Raw genomic sequence first — 13,918 nt, 5'->3', positions numbered from 1 at the left:
TGTCGGGGGCCATGGTCCGTGGCGGCGCGCCTTCCCGGCGTGCGGACGTCCCTGCTGGAGCGGACGGTCCGCGAAAGACGGCGCCGGGTTCATGGGGCGCAGCATCGGCGCGGCGATGCTGGCCAGGTCGTGTTCGTCGACGAGCGCAGCTGTGATGCGCGTTCTGTCGATCGCGTGAGCGCCGTCGGCGTTCCAAGGGGCAGCAGTGTTCATGGGATTGGTCCGCAGTTCGGCGTGGTCGTGGTCAGACCCGTCCCGCACCGGCAACTGTGACGTGGTGCGGGACGGGCTCCGCCGAGCCCATGCCCAGCGGATAACTATGACGTTAAACCTTGGCGCCAAGGTTTGGCGAGCCCCCTGATTGGGTGACATGGTGGTGCATCAGGCCTCGTGCACACTTGGGGATCGTGATCACTGCAGGGGAGCGAGGAGCATGAGCCAACCCGACAGCCCGGCCTGGTTCAGAGGAGAACTGGGTGACAGCCTCCGCAAACTGCGTGAGGCCCAGGGCAAGTCGCGGTCACTCGCGGCACAACGTCTGAGCAACTGCTCCGTCCAGAAGATCGGGACGATCGAGCGTGGCGAGACCCGGATGAAGGACGAGGAGTTTCAGGCGCTGCTCGACCTGTACCAGCCGGATGCTGAGACGCGAGCACACCTTGAAGACCTGTTCAGAGGCGGACAACAGCGCAAGTCGCGCACGCCGTGGGGCGGCATGGTCGCTCCGGTGTCCAAGAGGTATGGCGACGCGGAGAGGGCCGCTGTGAAGATTCGGATCTACCGGCCTGACATATGGCCAGGGTTGATCCAGGAAGAGGCTTACGCGCGAGCGATCTTCCGGACGAACAGGTTTCTTCCTCCGAGCGAGGTCGAACTGCTGCTCCAAGCGCGAGTGGCGCGGCAATCGGTGTTGGATCGAGAAGATCCACCGCAGGTGACGCTGATTCTTCACGAGAACGCGGTCTTCACCATCGCTGGCGACCGTGAGATCAGGGCGTCCCAAGCTCGGCACGCCTTGAGCTTGGCTGAACGAGGAGTGATCGAACTGCGGCTGGTCGAGAAGGAAACTCCTTTGACCATGGCACTTCTCATGCCGTTCACACTCTTTGTCGAGGCCGGAACTGCCGAAGTCACGGTCTGGGACGACAGCCTCACCGGTACGACCCGAGTCGACAAGCCTGCCAGCGTGGATCATCATGTTGCAGCGTTCGACGACGCTCTGGACAAGTCCCTTCCGTCTGAGAAGTCACTGGCTCGGCTGGCTAACCTCGTCACGCAACTGTGACGCCCCAGCAGAGGAGGGGATGGATTGGTCCCGGACATGAAGGGAACGGAGAACGGGTGGTGCTGGCGGAAGGCCACAGCCAGTGGAAACACGAACAGCTCCGACTGCGTCGAGATCGCCGACCGGCGTGACTTCCTCGCGGTCCGCGACTCGAAGAATGCCAGCGGGCCGATGCTGACGTTCGAGCCAGGCGCGTGGACCGCGTTCCGCACGTGGATCGCACGCTGAGGATTGTGATCGCGAGCAGAGCCGCGTCAGCGTTGGGCCGACGCGGCTCTGTTGCTCCAGCTGAGGTTGTCTCGCTCTTGTTGAGGATCCGGCGTTCCCGTCCGCGGCCGGCACTTCTGCCGATCAGCTCGAAGGTGCCGTGCCGCGAATCAGCAGGGTTCCGGGGAGGTCGAGGTTTGGGGGAGGAACGATCTCAAAGGTGGCGGTGGCAAAACCTGCTGCGAGCAGCAGTTCTGCCCAGCGCCGACCTGGGAGGTTCCATTTCCTGATCGCGCGATCTTGCTCTCCAGGGCCGTCTGGTTGGTCGTTGTGCGAGAACGCCAGCAACCCGCCTGGAGTGAGCCGTTCGCGGATCAGGGGGAGCAGCACTTCAGGATCGGTGAACCAGGTGGCGCCGAAGATCGAGATGACGATGTCGAAGTCGTCCCGCGACTTCTCGAGGTAGGTCACCGCGTCCTGCGTGACGAACTCCAACTCGGGGCCGCGTCCCCAGCGCTGCTCGGCGGCCGCTGCGCGTGAAGGGGCGATGTCCACCCCAGTGCAGTGGGCGCCGAGCGTTGCGAGGTGGGCGAGGTTGGAACCGGAGCCTGATCCCAGCTCGAGAACTCGCTTGCTGCGGACGTCGCCGAGGATCGTCTCGTCAGGTCCGTGGTCCGGGTACTGGGTCCAGTTCAGCCACGTTGTCGCACCAGCTGCGTTGGTGGCTCGGCGGGGTGTCGCCCTTGTGGCGAACTGCTCCCAGGCCAGGGCGGGCGTGATCTCTCGCAATGGTCCTCGTCCTACGTGATCAGTTACTTCTTGGGGCTGTCGTGGCAGCCGGCGTAGCACTGGTTGCAGTCCACGTCCGCGGCGTTCCACAACTCGCGGTCCGGATCGAAGCCCGCCTTCCGGATGGCCTCGATCGTCGTGCGGAGCACCTGTTGCGGGGAGCCGTGGTCATCTTCCAGCACGGGGACGTGGTGGATGTACCGGCCAGCGTACGTCTGGCAGAAGTCGATGTAGCGCGGCGTGTCCAACACGAACGTGTGGACGCCGAGATCGACGGCCGGCGTCGGGCCCATCGGGGTTCCGGGGTTCTCAGCGGCCGCGACGAGGTAGGCGAGGGTCTGCCCGAAGGTGCGCTCAGCCAGGTCGAAGTCGATGTCGTGGTCCCGCATGATCAGCTTGACCAGGCGCTCCCACACTTCGGGTGAGACCAGGGTTCGGGGGTCACGAAGGACGACTGTGGTCGCGGTCATGCGAGGTCCCTTCTTCGAGCTTCACCAGTTCCTGCTCGCAGTGCGTAGTCGAGGATGTGCCCACGCCCGGTGATCCACCAGGCCTCTCGTTGCCCGTGTTCCTGGTCAACGAGCTGACCACCTGGACATATCCTGGACAGGTGGTGCACGCGCAATCACTGTCCGCAGCCTCTCTGCGAGAGAGCCTGCTCCGCCTTCGCAAGGGACCGGCTCTCGCGCGTCCGACTTCAGTGCTGACTGCTTTGACGCCGGAGGTCCGAGCTCACCTGGGTGGCTCGGGCGATGCGGCTCCGGGCTCAACCGAAGAGGTGAGCCGACTCGTAGCGGTCATCGAGGGCGGAGTGGCTCAACTGTCCGCCGACCAGCGCGCACACGCCCAGGTCGACTTCAACCTCGTTGGTGAGCACGAACATCCGACCCTCACCGAGCGGCAGGAGTCCCTGGCTCGGAAGCTGGGGTGCGCCGCGAAGACGGTGCGTCGGCACGCGGATCAGGCTCTGGAGACGCTGATCTACGTGTTGCTGGCTGATCAGCGAGCGAGGCCTGATCAGGCTCTCGAGACCCGGCACAGCACGACTGGGACAGGACTGGCCGGCTTCTGGCGTTTGACGGTCGGCGCACGCGTCGACATCGTGTGCTCCGAGATTCCAGACGACGAACGGCCCGAGTACGCGGCGCCGTCCGATCGCAACTACCTTCGCTACGCGAAGTTCGCGGACCTCGACACCCTGATCTACCTCCGCACGCGGTTCGCCCAGTTGAGCGCGGACGTGAACGTTCGCGACTTCGCTCCGTCCGAGTACTACGACACCCAGACGGACGTCCTGTGCGTGGTCGGCGGGCCGCCATGGAACGCGACCTTCCGGGAGTTCCTCCCGATGCTGCCGTTCCACTTCGAGCCGCATCCGCTCGGTGAGGACGACCCCCTTGTGGTGCCGTCGCTCGGCTTGACGATCGGCCCGCACTGGACAGCGAAGCAGGAGCTCCTGCAGGACCTCGCGGTTCTCACCCGGCTCACCCTTGGCAACGGCACGACGGTGTTCCTGTTCGGCGGCTGTCTCACTCTCGGAGTCCTCGGTGCCGCGCGTTGCCTGCTGGAACCGGACCGCGGGCTGCGCAGCGCCGACTGCGTCACCGACCTCGTGGGCTTGGATGACTTCGTCCTCGTGACAGAAGCACGTCGAGTAGGCGGATTGATCGACGTTCCAGACCTCAGCGCGGTTGAGCCGTTGTTGCTCCTGGCCCGCGCGGCGAACGAGCCGTTCACCGCCGTTGTCGACAACACCGCCCGCTATCCGGCAACCGTCCGGGTCTCACCATGATCACTCCAGCGGACGTGCGGTGCTACGTGGTCAACCTGATCCGTCGGTCGGATCGTCGGGCCTGGATCGAGCGAACGTTGCCTGCCGACCTGTGCGTCACCTTCACCTCCGACTGGACCGGCCCGTTCGACGGCAGCAGTCTTACGCGTGAGGGTCTGGACGTCGCTGGCTACAAGCTCTTCCCATGGCAGATCGAATGCGACAACCCGTGGTGGAGCAGGCCGTTGAAGTACGGAGAGGTCGGCTGCACGCTGGCACACCTGGCTTGCTGGCGTGACGCAGCTGGGCACGGCGAAGAGCCCTACGTCGTGGTTCTGGAGGACGACGCCATCCTGTCGACCGATTTCCTGGCCAGGCTCCTCGACGGGCTCGACCGCCTCGAACAGGCCAAGATCGAGTTCGATCTCCTCTACCTCGGACGTTTCCCGCTCGAACCTGACCGCGAGGCCGTGGCGGGATTCGTGGTGCCCGGCTACAGCCATTGCACGTTCGGCTACCTGGTGACGCGGAAAGCGCTGAGCGCACTGCTTGCGGCCGAGCTCGAGCACGCGATCGTGCCGGTCGACGAGTTCCTGCCGGCGTTGTACATCGACCACCCGCGTGGCGATCTGCGTGCTCGCTTTCCGAAGCAGCTCAACGCGTTGGCCTTCGATCCGCCGCTCGTGCGTCAGCGCTCGAAGGACGAGGCGGGCAGCGACACCGAGGACTCGGATTTCGTTGCCTCCTAGGCGTTTCCGGGTGCACTGTCACGCCAATGGGCGATGAGACCTTGTAGGCGTTTCCCGGTCCACCTGTCGGCCGGTGTGTGCTCGTTCACGCCGGTCACGATGTGCTCAGGCGGCACGTCCTTCGTCACGATGGCACCAGCGGCGACGTAGCTTCGCGGGCCGATCTGGACTCCTCCCACTACGCGAGCCCCGAATCCGATTACCGTATCGGCCTCGATCACCGGTGGCTCTTCATCGACATCCCACCAGTCCTGGTGCGGTCGTGTGTACTCGTGGACCAGTTCGCCCATCACGGTGGATCGGGTCCCGATTCGCGTGCCGTCGCAGATGAAGCCCGCGACGACCGCGTTCGCGCCGATGGTCACGCGGTCGCAGACGAAGGCGCCGTAGACAATCCGAGTTCCGTTGCCGACGATACTGTCGTAACCGACTCGAACGCGGTCTTCGAGCACGCAGTCGTCGCCGATCTGCACACCTTCGTAGAGCACGACCTGATTCGCCAACTGGCACCGTTCGCCGACGACCACACGCGAGCCGACCAGCGGGGAACCGGGCCGCTTCTGCTCCGCGCTGATCCGAGCTTCTTTGGGGTAGCCCAGCGTGCAGTGGGCTCCTACCACCGAGGTCGCGCCGATGCTAACCGGTGCGTAGAGGGACTCGATGTTCACGCGGCATCAAGCTTTCCACTCAGCAGCCAGTCGACCGTCACCTTGATCGCCTCGTCCTCGCGCTCCGTCGAGTCGAACCCGTGATCGGAGCCGACCACTGTGTGGAAGTCGCAGTTCGGTCGTGCGTTCGCTGAGTCGCGGGCGATGTCGTAGGAGACGTAGCTGTCGCGGTCGCCGTGGACGACCAAGGCAGGACGGGTGTCATGAACGAAGTCCTGTCCCGGCTGATAGCGGCTGAATTCGTCGAACATGACGCGGCCAAGGCGGAACTCGCCGTCGATGAAGAGGAAGCCTCGGGCGTGCAGGTTCTTCTGCTGGCAGCTGTTGAAGTTCTCGTTGCCCCAAGGCAGCTCTGGTTCCACAAAAGTACGGTGGAGGTCGAGCACCGGGTTCCAGAAAACGATTCGCTCGACCTCCTGCCGCATCCACGCCAGTGACAGAGAGGTGGAGACCGCGCCGAAGCTCGCCGCAATGATCGACAGCGGGCCCGGGAGTCTCGCGCGGGCGTACTCGACCACAGCCTGCAGATCGAGCACTTCCCCCGCGATCGTGGTGCCCTCCTGCATGCCACCGCTGTTGCCGTGGCCGCGATAGCTGAACCTGAGGGCGTCGAAACCGTTACTCGTCAACTGCTCGGCCAACCGCACGAACATCCCGCCCTCGTCCATGTCGACCGTGATGCCGTGCGCCAGCACCACTGTCCCGCGGCAGTTGTCCGGTGCTCGGTGAAGTGCTGCTTCGAGGTGCACACCATCAAGAGCGGCGAGATGTAACCGCTGAATCTCCATGAGGCGACCGTAGCGAACGCCCGATCTTCGCCCCAGAGCAGCATTATTCACTCGACTGTGTGAATTCAACTGCGCTTCTGCGTGACCTTGGAGGTGGTCCAAGCGGAACCCCGATCACGGAGTTAGCCTGCTGGAAGAGGCCGATCTTCGACCGGGGGAACGGAGCGATGGCGGCTGAGTGGTTGTTGGTCGAGACGTTCGGCGGTGCTCGGCGCGAACCGACGGTGCTGGCTGCCGGGAGCAGTCCGAAGAACATGGTGCCGCTTCGGTCGGTTCTCGGGCGTGGTCCGTTCCTGCCTGATGTCCTGGGTGCGATCGCCCGCGTGGTCGCGAGTCGCGCGACGGTTGAGAGTCGGACTTCCACAGGTAAGCGTCGTGTCATCGCCCACCCGTTTCTCTCTTATGCGGGTGTGGTCCACGGCGTGCACGTGTGGGTCGGGCCGATCGAGGAAGAACCGCCGGCGCGCAACCCCGCGGGGGCTTGGCAGATCAATCTCACCAGGCATATCAGCAGCAGGTCGGATGACCTGCTGACGCTGTACGGCACGCGCGCGGACAAGTGGCGGAACGAGCACGACTTGGCCGAACTCTTCGCGTACCAGCGCCTGCAGACCAACTCGGACGAGGCGAAAGCCCTGGCGTTGATCGTCAACGCGAAGGCGGGTGCCGAGCACTTGGCCACGTGGACGGTCATCCGTGACGACGGCGTCCGGCGCGCGGTTCACTTCGCGTGCAGGTGTGTCGAGACACGGACACCCAACGGGCGGATCGAGCTCGTCGTCCGCGGGATCACTCACGACATCGGACCGGCCGAGAGTGTGCCGGCCGCGCCACCGCCGGTGCCCGTTCTTCTGGCGCAGCAGGTTCTCGCCGCCGAAGCGACGCCGGGCCGTTGGCGGGCGATCGTCGACCTGCGCACGATGCGGTTGCTGAGGTGGCTCGACAAGCCCATGCCTGGCGTTGCGTGGACCCTTGACGCACCGCATCGCCCGGCCGTACACCGACGGGACCTGCGCAGCGCGATTGGAATGTCCAACGATCTCGCTTCATACGGTCGAGCGGAAGGCGTCCTGCGGCTGCGCGCGGAGAACGGCGGCTGGATGGACGTGGGTGTCTCCGCGGCTCTCATGGCATTGGACCAGCACACGACCGCGGCGCTCGTCACCCTGACAGCGCCAGGGCGTGAGAAGGTCGACTGAGTCGCCGACTGCGGGGAAGGTGCTGGTTCTTGAGCTGTTTCGAGGGCAAGGTCGCGGTGATCACCGGGGCAGGTGCGGGAATAGGGCGGGCGCTGGCGATCGAACTCGCGCGACGTGGGGCGCGGCTCTCACTGCTCGATCGCGACGCTGCGGCTTTGGAGGGCTCAGTCGCGCGCTGTGAGGCGTATGGAGCGAGAGTGCTGTCGCATGCCGTCGATGTGACCAACTGGGACGAGGTGCAGGCCGCTGCGGGGGTGGTCAACTCGGCGTTCGGCGGGGTCGACTCGGTGTTCGCCGCCGCCGGCACCATCCACCGCGGGAGCCTCCTCGACTCCGACGTGGCGGACATCGAGCAGGTGATGGCGGTGAACTGGCGGGGATCGGTCTACACCGTCAAGGCGCATCTGCCGTTCGTGCTCGGTTCGGCCGAAGGCCGCATAGTCACGTTCTCGAGCGCGTTCGGCCTGGTGGCGACCTCGAAGTACACCGCCTACAACGCCTCGAAGTTCGCCGTTCGCGGCTTCAGCGAGGCGCTTCGCCAGGAGCTCGCCGCAGCGGGCAGCAGCACGTCGGTGACGTGCGTCTTTCCAGGAGGCGTCCGCACCTCGATCGTGCGCAACGGCCTCTTCGCTGCTGGGGAGAACCGCGAGGCGGTGATCCGCGGGTTCGAGAAGCGCGTCGCACGAACCGAGCCGGACAGAGCGGCCGTCACGATCCTCAGCGGAGCCGAACGGCGCCGAGCGCGAGTCTTCGTCGGGGCAGACGCACGTCTCGTGGCTTCGCTCGCACGCCTTCTCGGCGGCCACTACCAGGACGTGCTTCCCGCCTTGGAGGGATTTCTGAGGCGGAAGCGGCCCAGACGAGGACCTGGGCGTGCCGGTTCCGGTTGACGTGATCGACCCCTCTACTTACGCTACTCCAATCGGACTATTCCGATTGGGTCGGCTTTGTCCCTATCGAGCTGATCCCTGAAACGCACCAGTGCGGCAGCTGTGGGCTGCCCTCGAACGCGATCGGGGATCTACATGGCTCGGCGGACATCCTCCCGGTGGGCTCCTTCGCTGCCTGGGCGACGGCACCAGGCGTCGTCGGCCTCCACTCGTAGTGACTCCCTTCGTGGTCTCGCCTGGGGAGGAGCGTCGCGATGAGCGGAAGCCGGCACACGAGTGCACCGACGTTCGGGCAACAGCTGCGTCTGCTTCGCACGGACCAGCGAAAGTCCTTGGCCGAGCTCAGCGCTGATTCGAACGTCAGCAGGAGCTATCTCGGCAACCTCGAGCACGACCGAAGCGTGCCGGGGCCTGAGATCGCCGCCGCGATCGATGCCGCCTTGAGCGCAGGCGGTCGCCTCGCCGAACTGGCTGTGCCCAGGCCGCGCACTCGAGCGGCTCGAGACCGAGTACGTCCAGACCAGCTGCCTGTGGCCATTCGAGGATTCGTCCCTCGAAACGAGCTGATCAAGGAGGCCGAGGAGGCACTGGCGACGCACGCGGGGGTGATCGCCTTCGATGGCCCCGCGGGAGTCGGAAAAACCGCCTTCGCGGTGACCTGGGCGCACTCGATCGCCGACGCCTTCCCCGATGGCGTTCTGTTCGCCGACCTGCGTGGCTATGCGGCTGATCCGCCTGAAGACCCGGCATTCGTCCTAGGTGGATTCCTGCGATCGCTGGGGGTCGCATCGGCGGAGATACCGAGCGATCTGCCGGAACGCGCCGCGCTGTACCGAACCCTTCTCGCAGGTACACGCACGCTGGTGGTGTTGGACAACGCCGTCGACGACGAACAGGTCAGGCAACTCCTGCCGGGGTCGTCGTCATCGTTGGCGGTGATCACGAGCCGCAACCGGTTGTCCGGTGTGGTGGTGCGAGAAGGCGCCGTGCGCATCACCTTGCAACCTATGACCTCCGGCGAGGCGCACGAGCTACTGCGTTCGGTGGTAGGTCCTCACATCGACACCGATCTCGAGTCAGCACAGGTGATCGCTGATCGATCTGGACGCCTTCCTCTGGCGCTCCGGATCGCGGCGGAGAGAGCCAGTCGCTGGCTGAACACGCCGCTTCGGACGCTCGCCGAAGAACTTGCTCGGCGCCAGCCCCTGGATGTGTTCGCCATCAACGAAGCCCTTGCGGTGCGGACTGTCCTGTCGTACTCGCACGACGCATTGCCTCGGAAGATGTCCGACACCTTCCGGCTGCTGGGGCTGCATCCGGGCGGCCCGGTCCGGATCGAAGCGGCAGCGGCCCTCATGGACCAGCCGCCCTCCCAAGCGCAAGGTCACCTGTCCGCGCTGTCCAGTGTTCACCTGCTCGACCAGACTGCAGACGACAGGTTCGTGATGCACGACCTCGTCCACTCCTATGCGCTGGAACTCGCGCGGGAACACAACTCACACCAGGACAACGTCGCCGCACTCGAGCGACTGGTCTGTTCGTATGTGACCACCGGCGCAGCCGCTACCCGCATTCTCTGGCCTTCGCGTTCGCGTAGCGGAATTGGTCTGCCCAAGAACGACCTGACGACGTTGGTGTTCCGCAGCCCAGCGCAGGCGCTTCACTGGTTCGAGGACGAGCTGCGCCTTCTGGTCCAACTGGTGCGCTGCGGAGCGCGGTGGAACGTCACCTCGGTCGCCTACCTACCGGTGGTGATCAACGAGATGCTGTCCCATCGGCGTGCGTGGTCCTGGTGGATGCCCGCGCTCCGAGATGCGCTCGCCATGGCCCGCCAGGGACAACACCGCGACGCTGAATCCTGGATCTTGGTGTTGCTGGGAGATTCGAGCATCGATGCTGGCGACGCCGAGACTGCGGCCGCGTTCTACCGGGAAGCAATGACCCTTCACAACGAGTTGAGCGACCGCGGGGTGCTCGCTGTCGGGCATGTGGGACTCGGCAAGGCGTCCTTCAAGACTGGTGACTACCACGCCGCCATCGCTCACTGTGAGAACGCGCGGAAGATCAGCGCCGAGGTCGGGGACATGTGGCAGCACTCGGTGGCGACCGCGCACCTCGCCATGGCCCGTTCTGCACTCGGCATGAGTGAAGATGCCTGTGCTTTGCTGGGTGCCACCCGAGTAGCGCTGAGCGATACCGGCGATCTCCTGTCGTCAGGCCGCGTGGCGGTGTTGCAGGCGAGACTTGCCGAGTCGGCCGGCGCACACGAGCTGGCTGTTGATCTCCTGGACGAAGCTCTGAGGACCTTCGGCCGCGCCGGCGACGTGTGGAGTCAAGCGAACATCTTCAGCCGCCTCGGTGATCTGCACGCGGACCGAGGGGACCATCGAGGCGCACGGCGCGCGCGGGCTGCGGCCGCTGAGTTGCTCACCGGCAACATCGAGCCAGCCGCCGCGCGGCTGCGCGAGGGGATGATGAGCAGCATTGAAGAGCAGGAACGCTAAGTACTTCCGCCCTATGAGCTCTCAGATCATCGTGTGGGCGAGATGAGTGTCGTTCTCTTCCAGACCTTCTGGTGGAAAACAGGTGCGCCGCGCACTCATTGCGCGGCGCACCTGTTCTCAAGATCGTGGCTGACTGGTCGAACACATCTGGTTGCCGGGCGGGCCGGAGAGGTTCGGTCGCGTCGGGATGTAGTAGGCGTTGACGACCTTGTGCGCTCCGTCCTTGTAGAAGGGACGGCTGCCCCAGGGCGGGATGCAGGAGGTGAAGGTGGTTCCTGTGTCCCAGTGGGCCCTGATGAGGATGAAGCTGTCGCCGCAGTGGACGTAGCCGCCGGTCTGCTCACCCTGCGGCAGGTTGAGCGAGTAGAAGCCGCAGGGGCGTGGAGAGAGCGCCGACGCGGTGTTGTGGGAAGTGTCGATCATGCCGACAGCTGTCGCGGCAAGAAGCATGCCCGTGGCGGTCAAGGCGCGGGCGGTATTCAGGTTCACGACGATTCTCCTTGCTCTGAAGTCGTTGCTGCACATCAGTTTTAGGAGTCCACAGTGAACAGACAAGGTGTCTTCTGTATTGCGGCGAATGGGAGACAGGAGACGAGCGTCTCCTGCGCCGTCTGCTGTCTCTTGTTCAACGGAATACAGAAGCCCTCTGGTGTGGGGTTACGGGCCTGTAGAAGCTGAAAGTGTGTTGAAGCGGGAGCTTGTAGCAGTCACGTCAGGTTCGAGGAGGTGAGGACATGCACAAGGCGAATCGCCGCCTCGCATGGCCCGGATCACCGAGCGCAGCGCGCCGTGCTCTCGATGGGAGGAGCGATGCCGGAGTGGGCCATCTACGGTCTGCTAGGTGCAGTGGCGGGACCAGCCGTGATCTTTCACGGCAAGGCGGTGGCATGCCGGCAGCCGACGTCCTGGAATCACGCGGTCAGAGCCGAGTGGTTTGCGATGCTGGTGACCGGTCTGATGTTGAGCTGCATGCTCGCGTACGTGGCATGGCAGCAGGCCGAGGTCGCCGGTGTCGTGGCGTGGCTGGTGATCATGGGATCTCTTCTCAGCTACGTCGACTGGGCCTGTCATCGGCTTCCGCACGCTCTGGTCGCCGTGCTGCTTGCTGGAGGGGTGGCTCAGTGTGGGCTTCTGGCCGCTGGTCAGGTCGACGGCGTGGGGCGCTTGTCGCGAGCGGGTGTTGCTGCTCTGCTGGTGTTCTTGTCGGCTTTGGCGACGTGGCTGGCGTCACCTGGCGGATGGGGTGGAGGCGACGTCACGTTGACAGCCACACTCGCGTACTTCCTCGGCTGGTTCGGCTGGGCGCACGTCCTGATTGGACTTTTGATCGCCTTCTGCTTGGGCATGCTCGCGTTCGTGCTTATGCATGCGAGAGACAGGACCACGCGTGGAGCTGTGATCCCTTTCGGTCCTGCGCTGGTCTTCTCGTCCGCCGGTGTGGTCGTACTTCTCTAGCGCGGATTCCCGGGTTTCTGATCCTCGGAGAGCATCGAAAGTTCGGAGCCACGCCCACTTGCTCACACCCGGATACCGCGCTCGTATCGGGTGTTTCGCGCCGAGGTGGACCCATGACCGCCTGGGTCCACCTCGGCAACACAGCTCAAGTTCCACGTTTGGAGGCTGCGGTGAAGTTTCTGGGAAAGACCGCACTCGCGACAGCTTCGCTGATCTTGCTCGGTGCATGTAGCGGTGCTCCGGTCGCCACGACGACGAACGTCACCACCACTGCAGTTCAGACGCCCAGTTCTGCGATGTCCCCTCTCGACGCCGCGCGGGACAACGCGACCAACGCATATCGTCAGATGTGGTCTGACTTCGCTGCCGCGGGAACGACCTCGGACTGGCAGTCTCCCCGTCTAGGGCAGCACGCCACGGGGATCGCGTTGAACAAGCTCTCCCAAAGTCTCTACGGGGACAACTACAGGGGACTCATCACCAAAGGTCAACCGGTCCTCAGGCCCTCGGTCACCGCCCTGGAACCTGCCGGTGATCCCACGAAGATCGTGATAACCGATTGCGGTGACTCGACGAACTGGTTGAAGTACCGCAAGGACAACGGAGTCCTCGCCGACGACAAACCCGGCGGGCGCCACCTGATCAGCTCCACTGTCGAGAAGCAGGCCGACGGATCCTGGAAGGTGTCCGATTACGGTGTCCACGACGTGGGGTCGTGTTGAGCCATGCGACGCCTTCTCACCGCCACGGCAACTGGAATCCAAGCCGTCCTGTTGTCCCTTCCCGGGCCGGCGCACGCTGACAACGGTTGGGGTAACACGACCTGCGCTCAAGCACCGTCGCCTGTCTGCAACGTCGTAGCTGGAAATCACGCCAGCCGACCGGCCGGCGATCCGCAACACAGCCAGCCTGGCGCGAATGAGAGCAACGCTGGCAACGAAAGTGGCTTCGGTTGCCGGTATGTGCCGGTGGACTATCCCGCGCCGAGCGGATCTCCGCCAGAACCGGGCGGCTGGTTCATGGTGCTGTGCAGCCCTGACGGCAAGGATCCCGACTCGCACGGCCCGGTGTGGGTCGCGGCGGCGGAGCAGGCCGCGACGGTGAGCCCGGAGCAGGTCGCGCAGATGGCACGTAGGCAGCTGCGGTTGCCGGCCCCGGTCATCTCCGCGAGCCCGTCCGGTACTCAGCTGGTGCGGCTACCGACGTGGTTGTGGTTGTCGGGCGGGTGGGCGCCATCCTCCGCTACCGCGTCCGTTCCGGGCGTGTCGATGACCGCGTCCGCGACGCCGTTGTCGGTCACGTGGTCGATGGGAGATGGCATCAGCGTCACCTGTCCCGGACCCGGCACCCCGTACCAGGACGTCGCCGATCCCGAGTCGGCATCGCCGGACTGTGGACACACCTACGTGCGGTCCTCGGCAGGCGAACCCCGTCAGGCGTTCGTCGTCTCCGTGACCGTCCTGTGGACCGTCACATGGAATGGCGCCGGTCAGACCGGCACGTTCCCGGACCTGACGACGACAGGTTCCACCGCATTTCGGGTCGCTGAGTCCCATGCGCTGAACAACGGCACACGCTGACCTTCGACTGAACCACATCCACGGCAGGCCAAC

15 protein-coding genes are annotated in these 13,918 nt (G+C 64.9%); 10 read left to right on the top strand and 5 right to left on the bottom strand.

Translation table 11 applies throughout. The features are described from left to right. The first annotated feature begins 433 nt into the window (after window positions 1–433). Complete coding sequence (locus tag ND450_RS20810) at window positions 434–1,285, top strand: helix-turn-helix transcriptional regulator (protein WP_253327738.1); 852 nt, start codon at window positions 434–436, stop codon at window positions 1,283–1,285. A gap of 36 nt (window positions 1,286–1,321) precedes the next feature. Next, on the top strand, window positions 1,322–1,513 hold the full coding sequence (locus ND450_RS20805; RefSeq protein WP_253327737.1) for a DUF397 domain-containing protein: 192 nt from the start codon (window positions 1,322–1,324) through the stop codon (window positions 1,511–1,513). 123 nt (window positions 1,514–1,636) lie between these two features. Here ND450_RS20805 and ND450_RS20800 read toward each other — a convergent pair whose 3' ends face one another. Both ND450_RS20800 and ND450_RS20795 read right to left on the bottom strand, forming a co-directional pair. Next, on the bottom strand, window positions 1,637–2,281 hold the full coding sequence (locus ND450_RS20800; RefSeq protein WP_253327736.1) for a class I SAM-dependent methyltransferase: 645 nt from the start codon (window positions 2,279–2,281) through the stop codon (window positions 1,637–1,639). Window positions 2,282–2,304: 23 nt separating this feature from the next. Then, window positions 2,305–2,751: a hypothetical protein gene (locus ND450_RS20795; RefSeq protein WP_253327735.1), complete on the bottom strand. Its 447-nt coding sequence runs from the start codon at window positions 2,749–2,751 to the stop codon at window positions 2,305–2,307. Window positions 2,752–3,059: 308 nt separating this feature from the next. Here ND450_RS20795 and ND450_RS20790 point away from each other — a divergent pair, with 308 nt between their 5' ends. After that, window positions 3,060–4,073: a hypothetical protein gene (locus ND450_RS20790; protein ID WP_253327734.1), complete on the top strand. Its 1,014-nt coding sequence runs from the start codon at window positions 3,060–3,062 to the stop codon at window positions 4,071–4,073. A 26-nt stretch (window positions 4,074–4,099) separates the two neighbouring features. Then, a complete protein-coding gene (locus tag ND450_RS20785; protein ID WP_253327733.1) occupies window positions 4,100–4,801 on the top strand; it encodes a glycosyltransferase family 25 protein in 702 nt (233 codons plus the stop codon). On the opposite strand, the gene ND450_RS20780 is transcribed toward ND450_RS20785, so the two are convergent. Together ND450_RS20780 and ND450_RS20775 are read right to left on the bottom strand one after the other, a co-directional pair. Continuing rightward, complete coding sequence (locus ND450_RS20780) at window positions 4,798–5,469, bottom strand: DapH/DapD/GlmU-related protein (protein WP_253327732.1); 672 nt, start codon at window positions 5,467–5,469, stop codon at window positions 4,798–4,800. The two genes, ND450_RS20785 and ND450_RS20780, sit on opposite strands and share 4 nt — an antisense overlap. Next, the gene (locus tag ND450_RS20775) at window positions 5,466–6,257 is read right to left on the bottom strand and encodes an alpha/beta hydrolase (RefSeq protein ID WP_253327731.1); all 792 of its coding nucleotides are present in this window, start codon (window positions 6,255–6,257) and stop codon (window positions 5,466–5,468) included. Before ND450_RS20775 ends, ND450_RS20780 begins: the two co-directional genes overlap by 4 nt. Window positions 6,258–6,424: 167 nt before the next feature. Between ND450_RS20775 and ND450_RS20770 the strand changes: the two genes are divergently transcribed. The 3 genes from ND450_RS20770 to ND450_RS20760 all read left to right on the top strand — a co-directional run bounded on the left by ND450_RS20770 (window position 6,425) and on the right by ND450_RS20760 (window position 10,850). Continuing rightward, complete coding sequence (locus ND450_RS20770) at window positions 6,425–7,456, top strand: GAF domain-containing protein (RefSeq protein WP_253327730.1); 1,032 nt, start codon at window positions 6,425–6,427, stop codon at window positions 7,454–7,456. 56 nt (window positions 7,457–7,512) lie between these two features. Then, window positions 7,513–8,346 carry an SDR family oxidoreductase gene (locus tag ND450_RS20765; RefSeq protein WP_253327962.1) on the top strand — a complete coding sequence of 278 codons (834 nt, stop codon included), beginning with the start codon at window positions 7,513–7,515 and terminating at the stop codon, window positions 8,344–8,346. A gap of 254 nt (window positions 8,347–8,600) precedes the next feature. Continuing rightward, a complete protein-coding gene (locus ND450_RS20760; RefSeq protein WP_253327729.1) occupies window positions 8,601–10,850 on the top strand; it encodes a helix-turn-helix domain-containing protein in 2,250 nt (749 codons plus the stop codon). Window positions 10,851–10,967: 117 nt separating this feature from the next. Here the strand turns inward: ND450_RS20760 and ND450_RS20755 are convergent, their stop codons facing one another. Further along, the gene (locus ND450_RS20755; protein WP_253327728.1) at window positions 10,968–11,339 is read right to left on the bottom strand and encodes a DUF6355 family natural product biosynthesis protein; all 372 of its coding nucleotides are present in this window, start codon (window positions 11,337–11,339) and stop codon (window positions 10,968–10,970) included. Between the two features lie 321 nt (window positions 11,340–11,660). Between ND450_RS20755 and ND450_RS20750 the strand changes: the two genes are divergently transcribed. The 3 genes from ND450_RS20750 to ND450_RS20740 all read left to right on the top strand — a co-directional run bounded on the left by ND450_RS20750 (window position 11,661) and on the right by ND450_RS20740 (window position 13,885). Next, window positions 11,661–12,305, top strand: coding sequence for a prepilin peptidase (locus ND450_RS20750; protein WP_253327727.1), 645 nt, complete (start codon window positions 11,661–11,663; stop codon window positions 12,303–12,305). Window positions 12,306–12,418: 113 nt separating this feature from the next. Then, window positions 12,419–13,027, top strand: coding sequence for a hypothetical protein (locus ND450_RS20745; RefSeq protein WP_253327726.1), 609 nt, complete (start codon window positions 12,419–12,421; stop codon window positions 13,025–13,027). A 246-nt stretch (window positions 13,028–13,273) separates the two neighbouring features. Then, complete coding sequence (locus ND450_RS20740) at window positions 13,274–13,885, top strand: hypothetical protein (RefSeq protein WP_253327725.1); 612 nt, start codon at window positions 13,274–13,276, stop codon at window positions 13,883–13,885. Window positions 13,886–13,918: the final 33 nt, after the last annotated feature.

The organism is Lentzea sp. HUAS12, assembly GCF_024125735.1.
In the GTDB taxonomy this organism is placed as follows: domain Bacteria; phylum Actinomycetota; class Actinomycetes; order Mycobacteriales; family Pseudonocardiaceae; genus Lentzea; species Lentzea albida.
This window is presented reverse-complemented; position numbering and strand designations above follow the sequence as displayed.

Bases quoted from the DNA above. Each gene is read 5' to 3' on its own strand.
- ND450_RS20775 (WP_253327731.1), bottom strand. From the start codon at position 6,257: ATGGAGATTCAGCGGTTACATCTCGCCGCTCTTGATGGTGTGCACCTC.
- ND450_RS20750 (WP_253327727.1), top strand. From the start codon at position 11,661: ATGCCGGAGTGGGCCATCTACGGTCTGCTAGGTGCAGTGGCGGGACCA.
- ND450_RS20795 (WP_253327735.1), bottom strand. From the start codon at position 2,751: ATGACCGCGACCACAGTCGTCCTTCGTGACCCCCGAACCCTGGTCTCA.
- ND450_RS20770 (WP_253327730.1), top strand. From the start codon at position 6,425: ATGGCGGCTGAGTGGTTGTTGGTCGAGACGTTCGGCGGTGCTCGGCGC.
- ND450_RS20805 (WP_253327737.1), top strand. From the start codon at position 1,322: ATGAAGGGAACGGAGAACGGGTGGTGCTGGCGGAAGGCCACAGCCAGT.
- ND450_RS20760 (WP_253327729.1), top strand. From the start codon at position 8,601: ATGAGCGGAAGCCGGCACACGAGTGCACCGACGTTCGGGCAACAGCTG.
- ND450_RS20810 (WP_253327738.1), top strand. From the start codon at position 434: ATGAGCCAACCCGACAGCCCGGCCTGGTTCAGAGGAGAACTGGGTGAC.
- ND450_RS20745 (WP_253327726.1), top strand. From the start codon at position 12,419: ATGACCGCCTGGGTCCACCTCGGCAACACAGCTCAAGTTCCACGTTTG.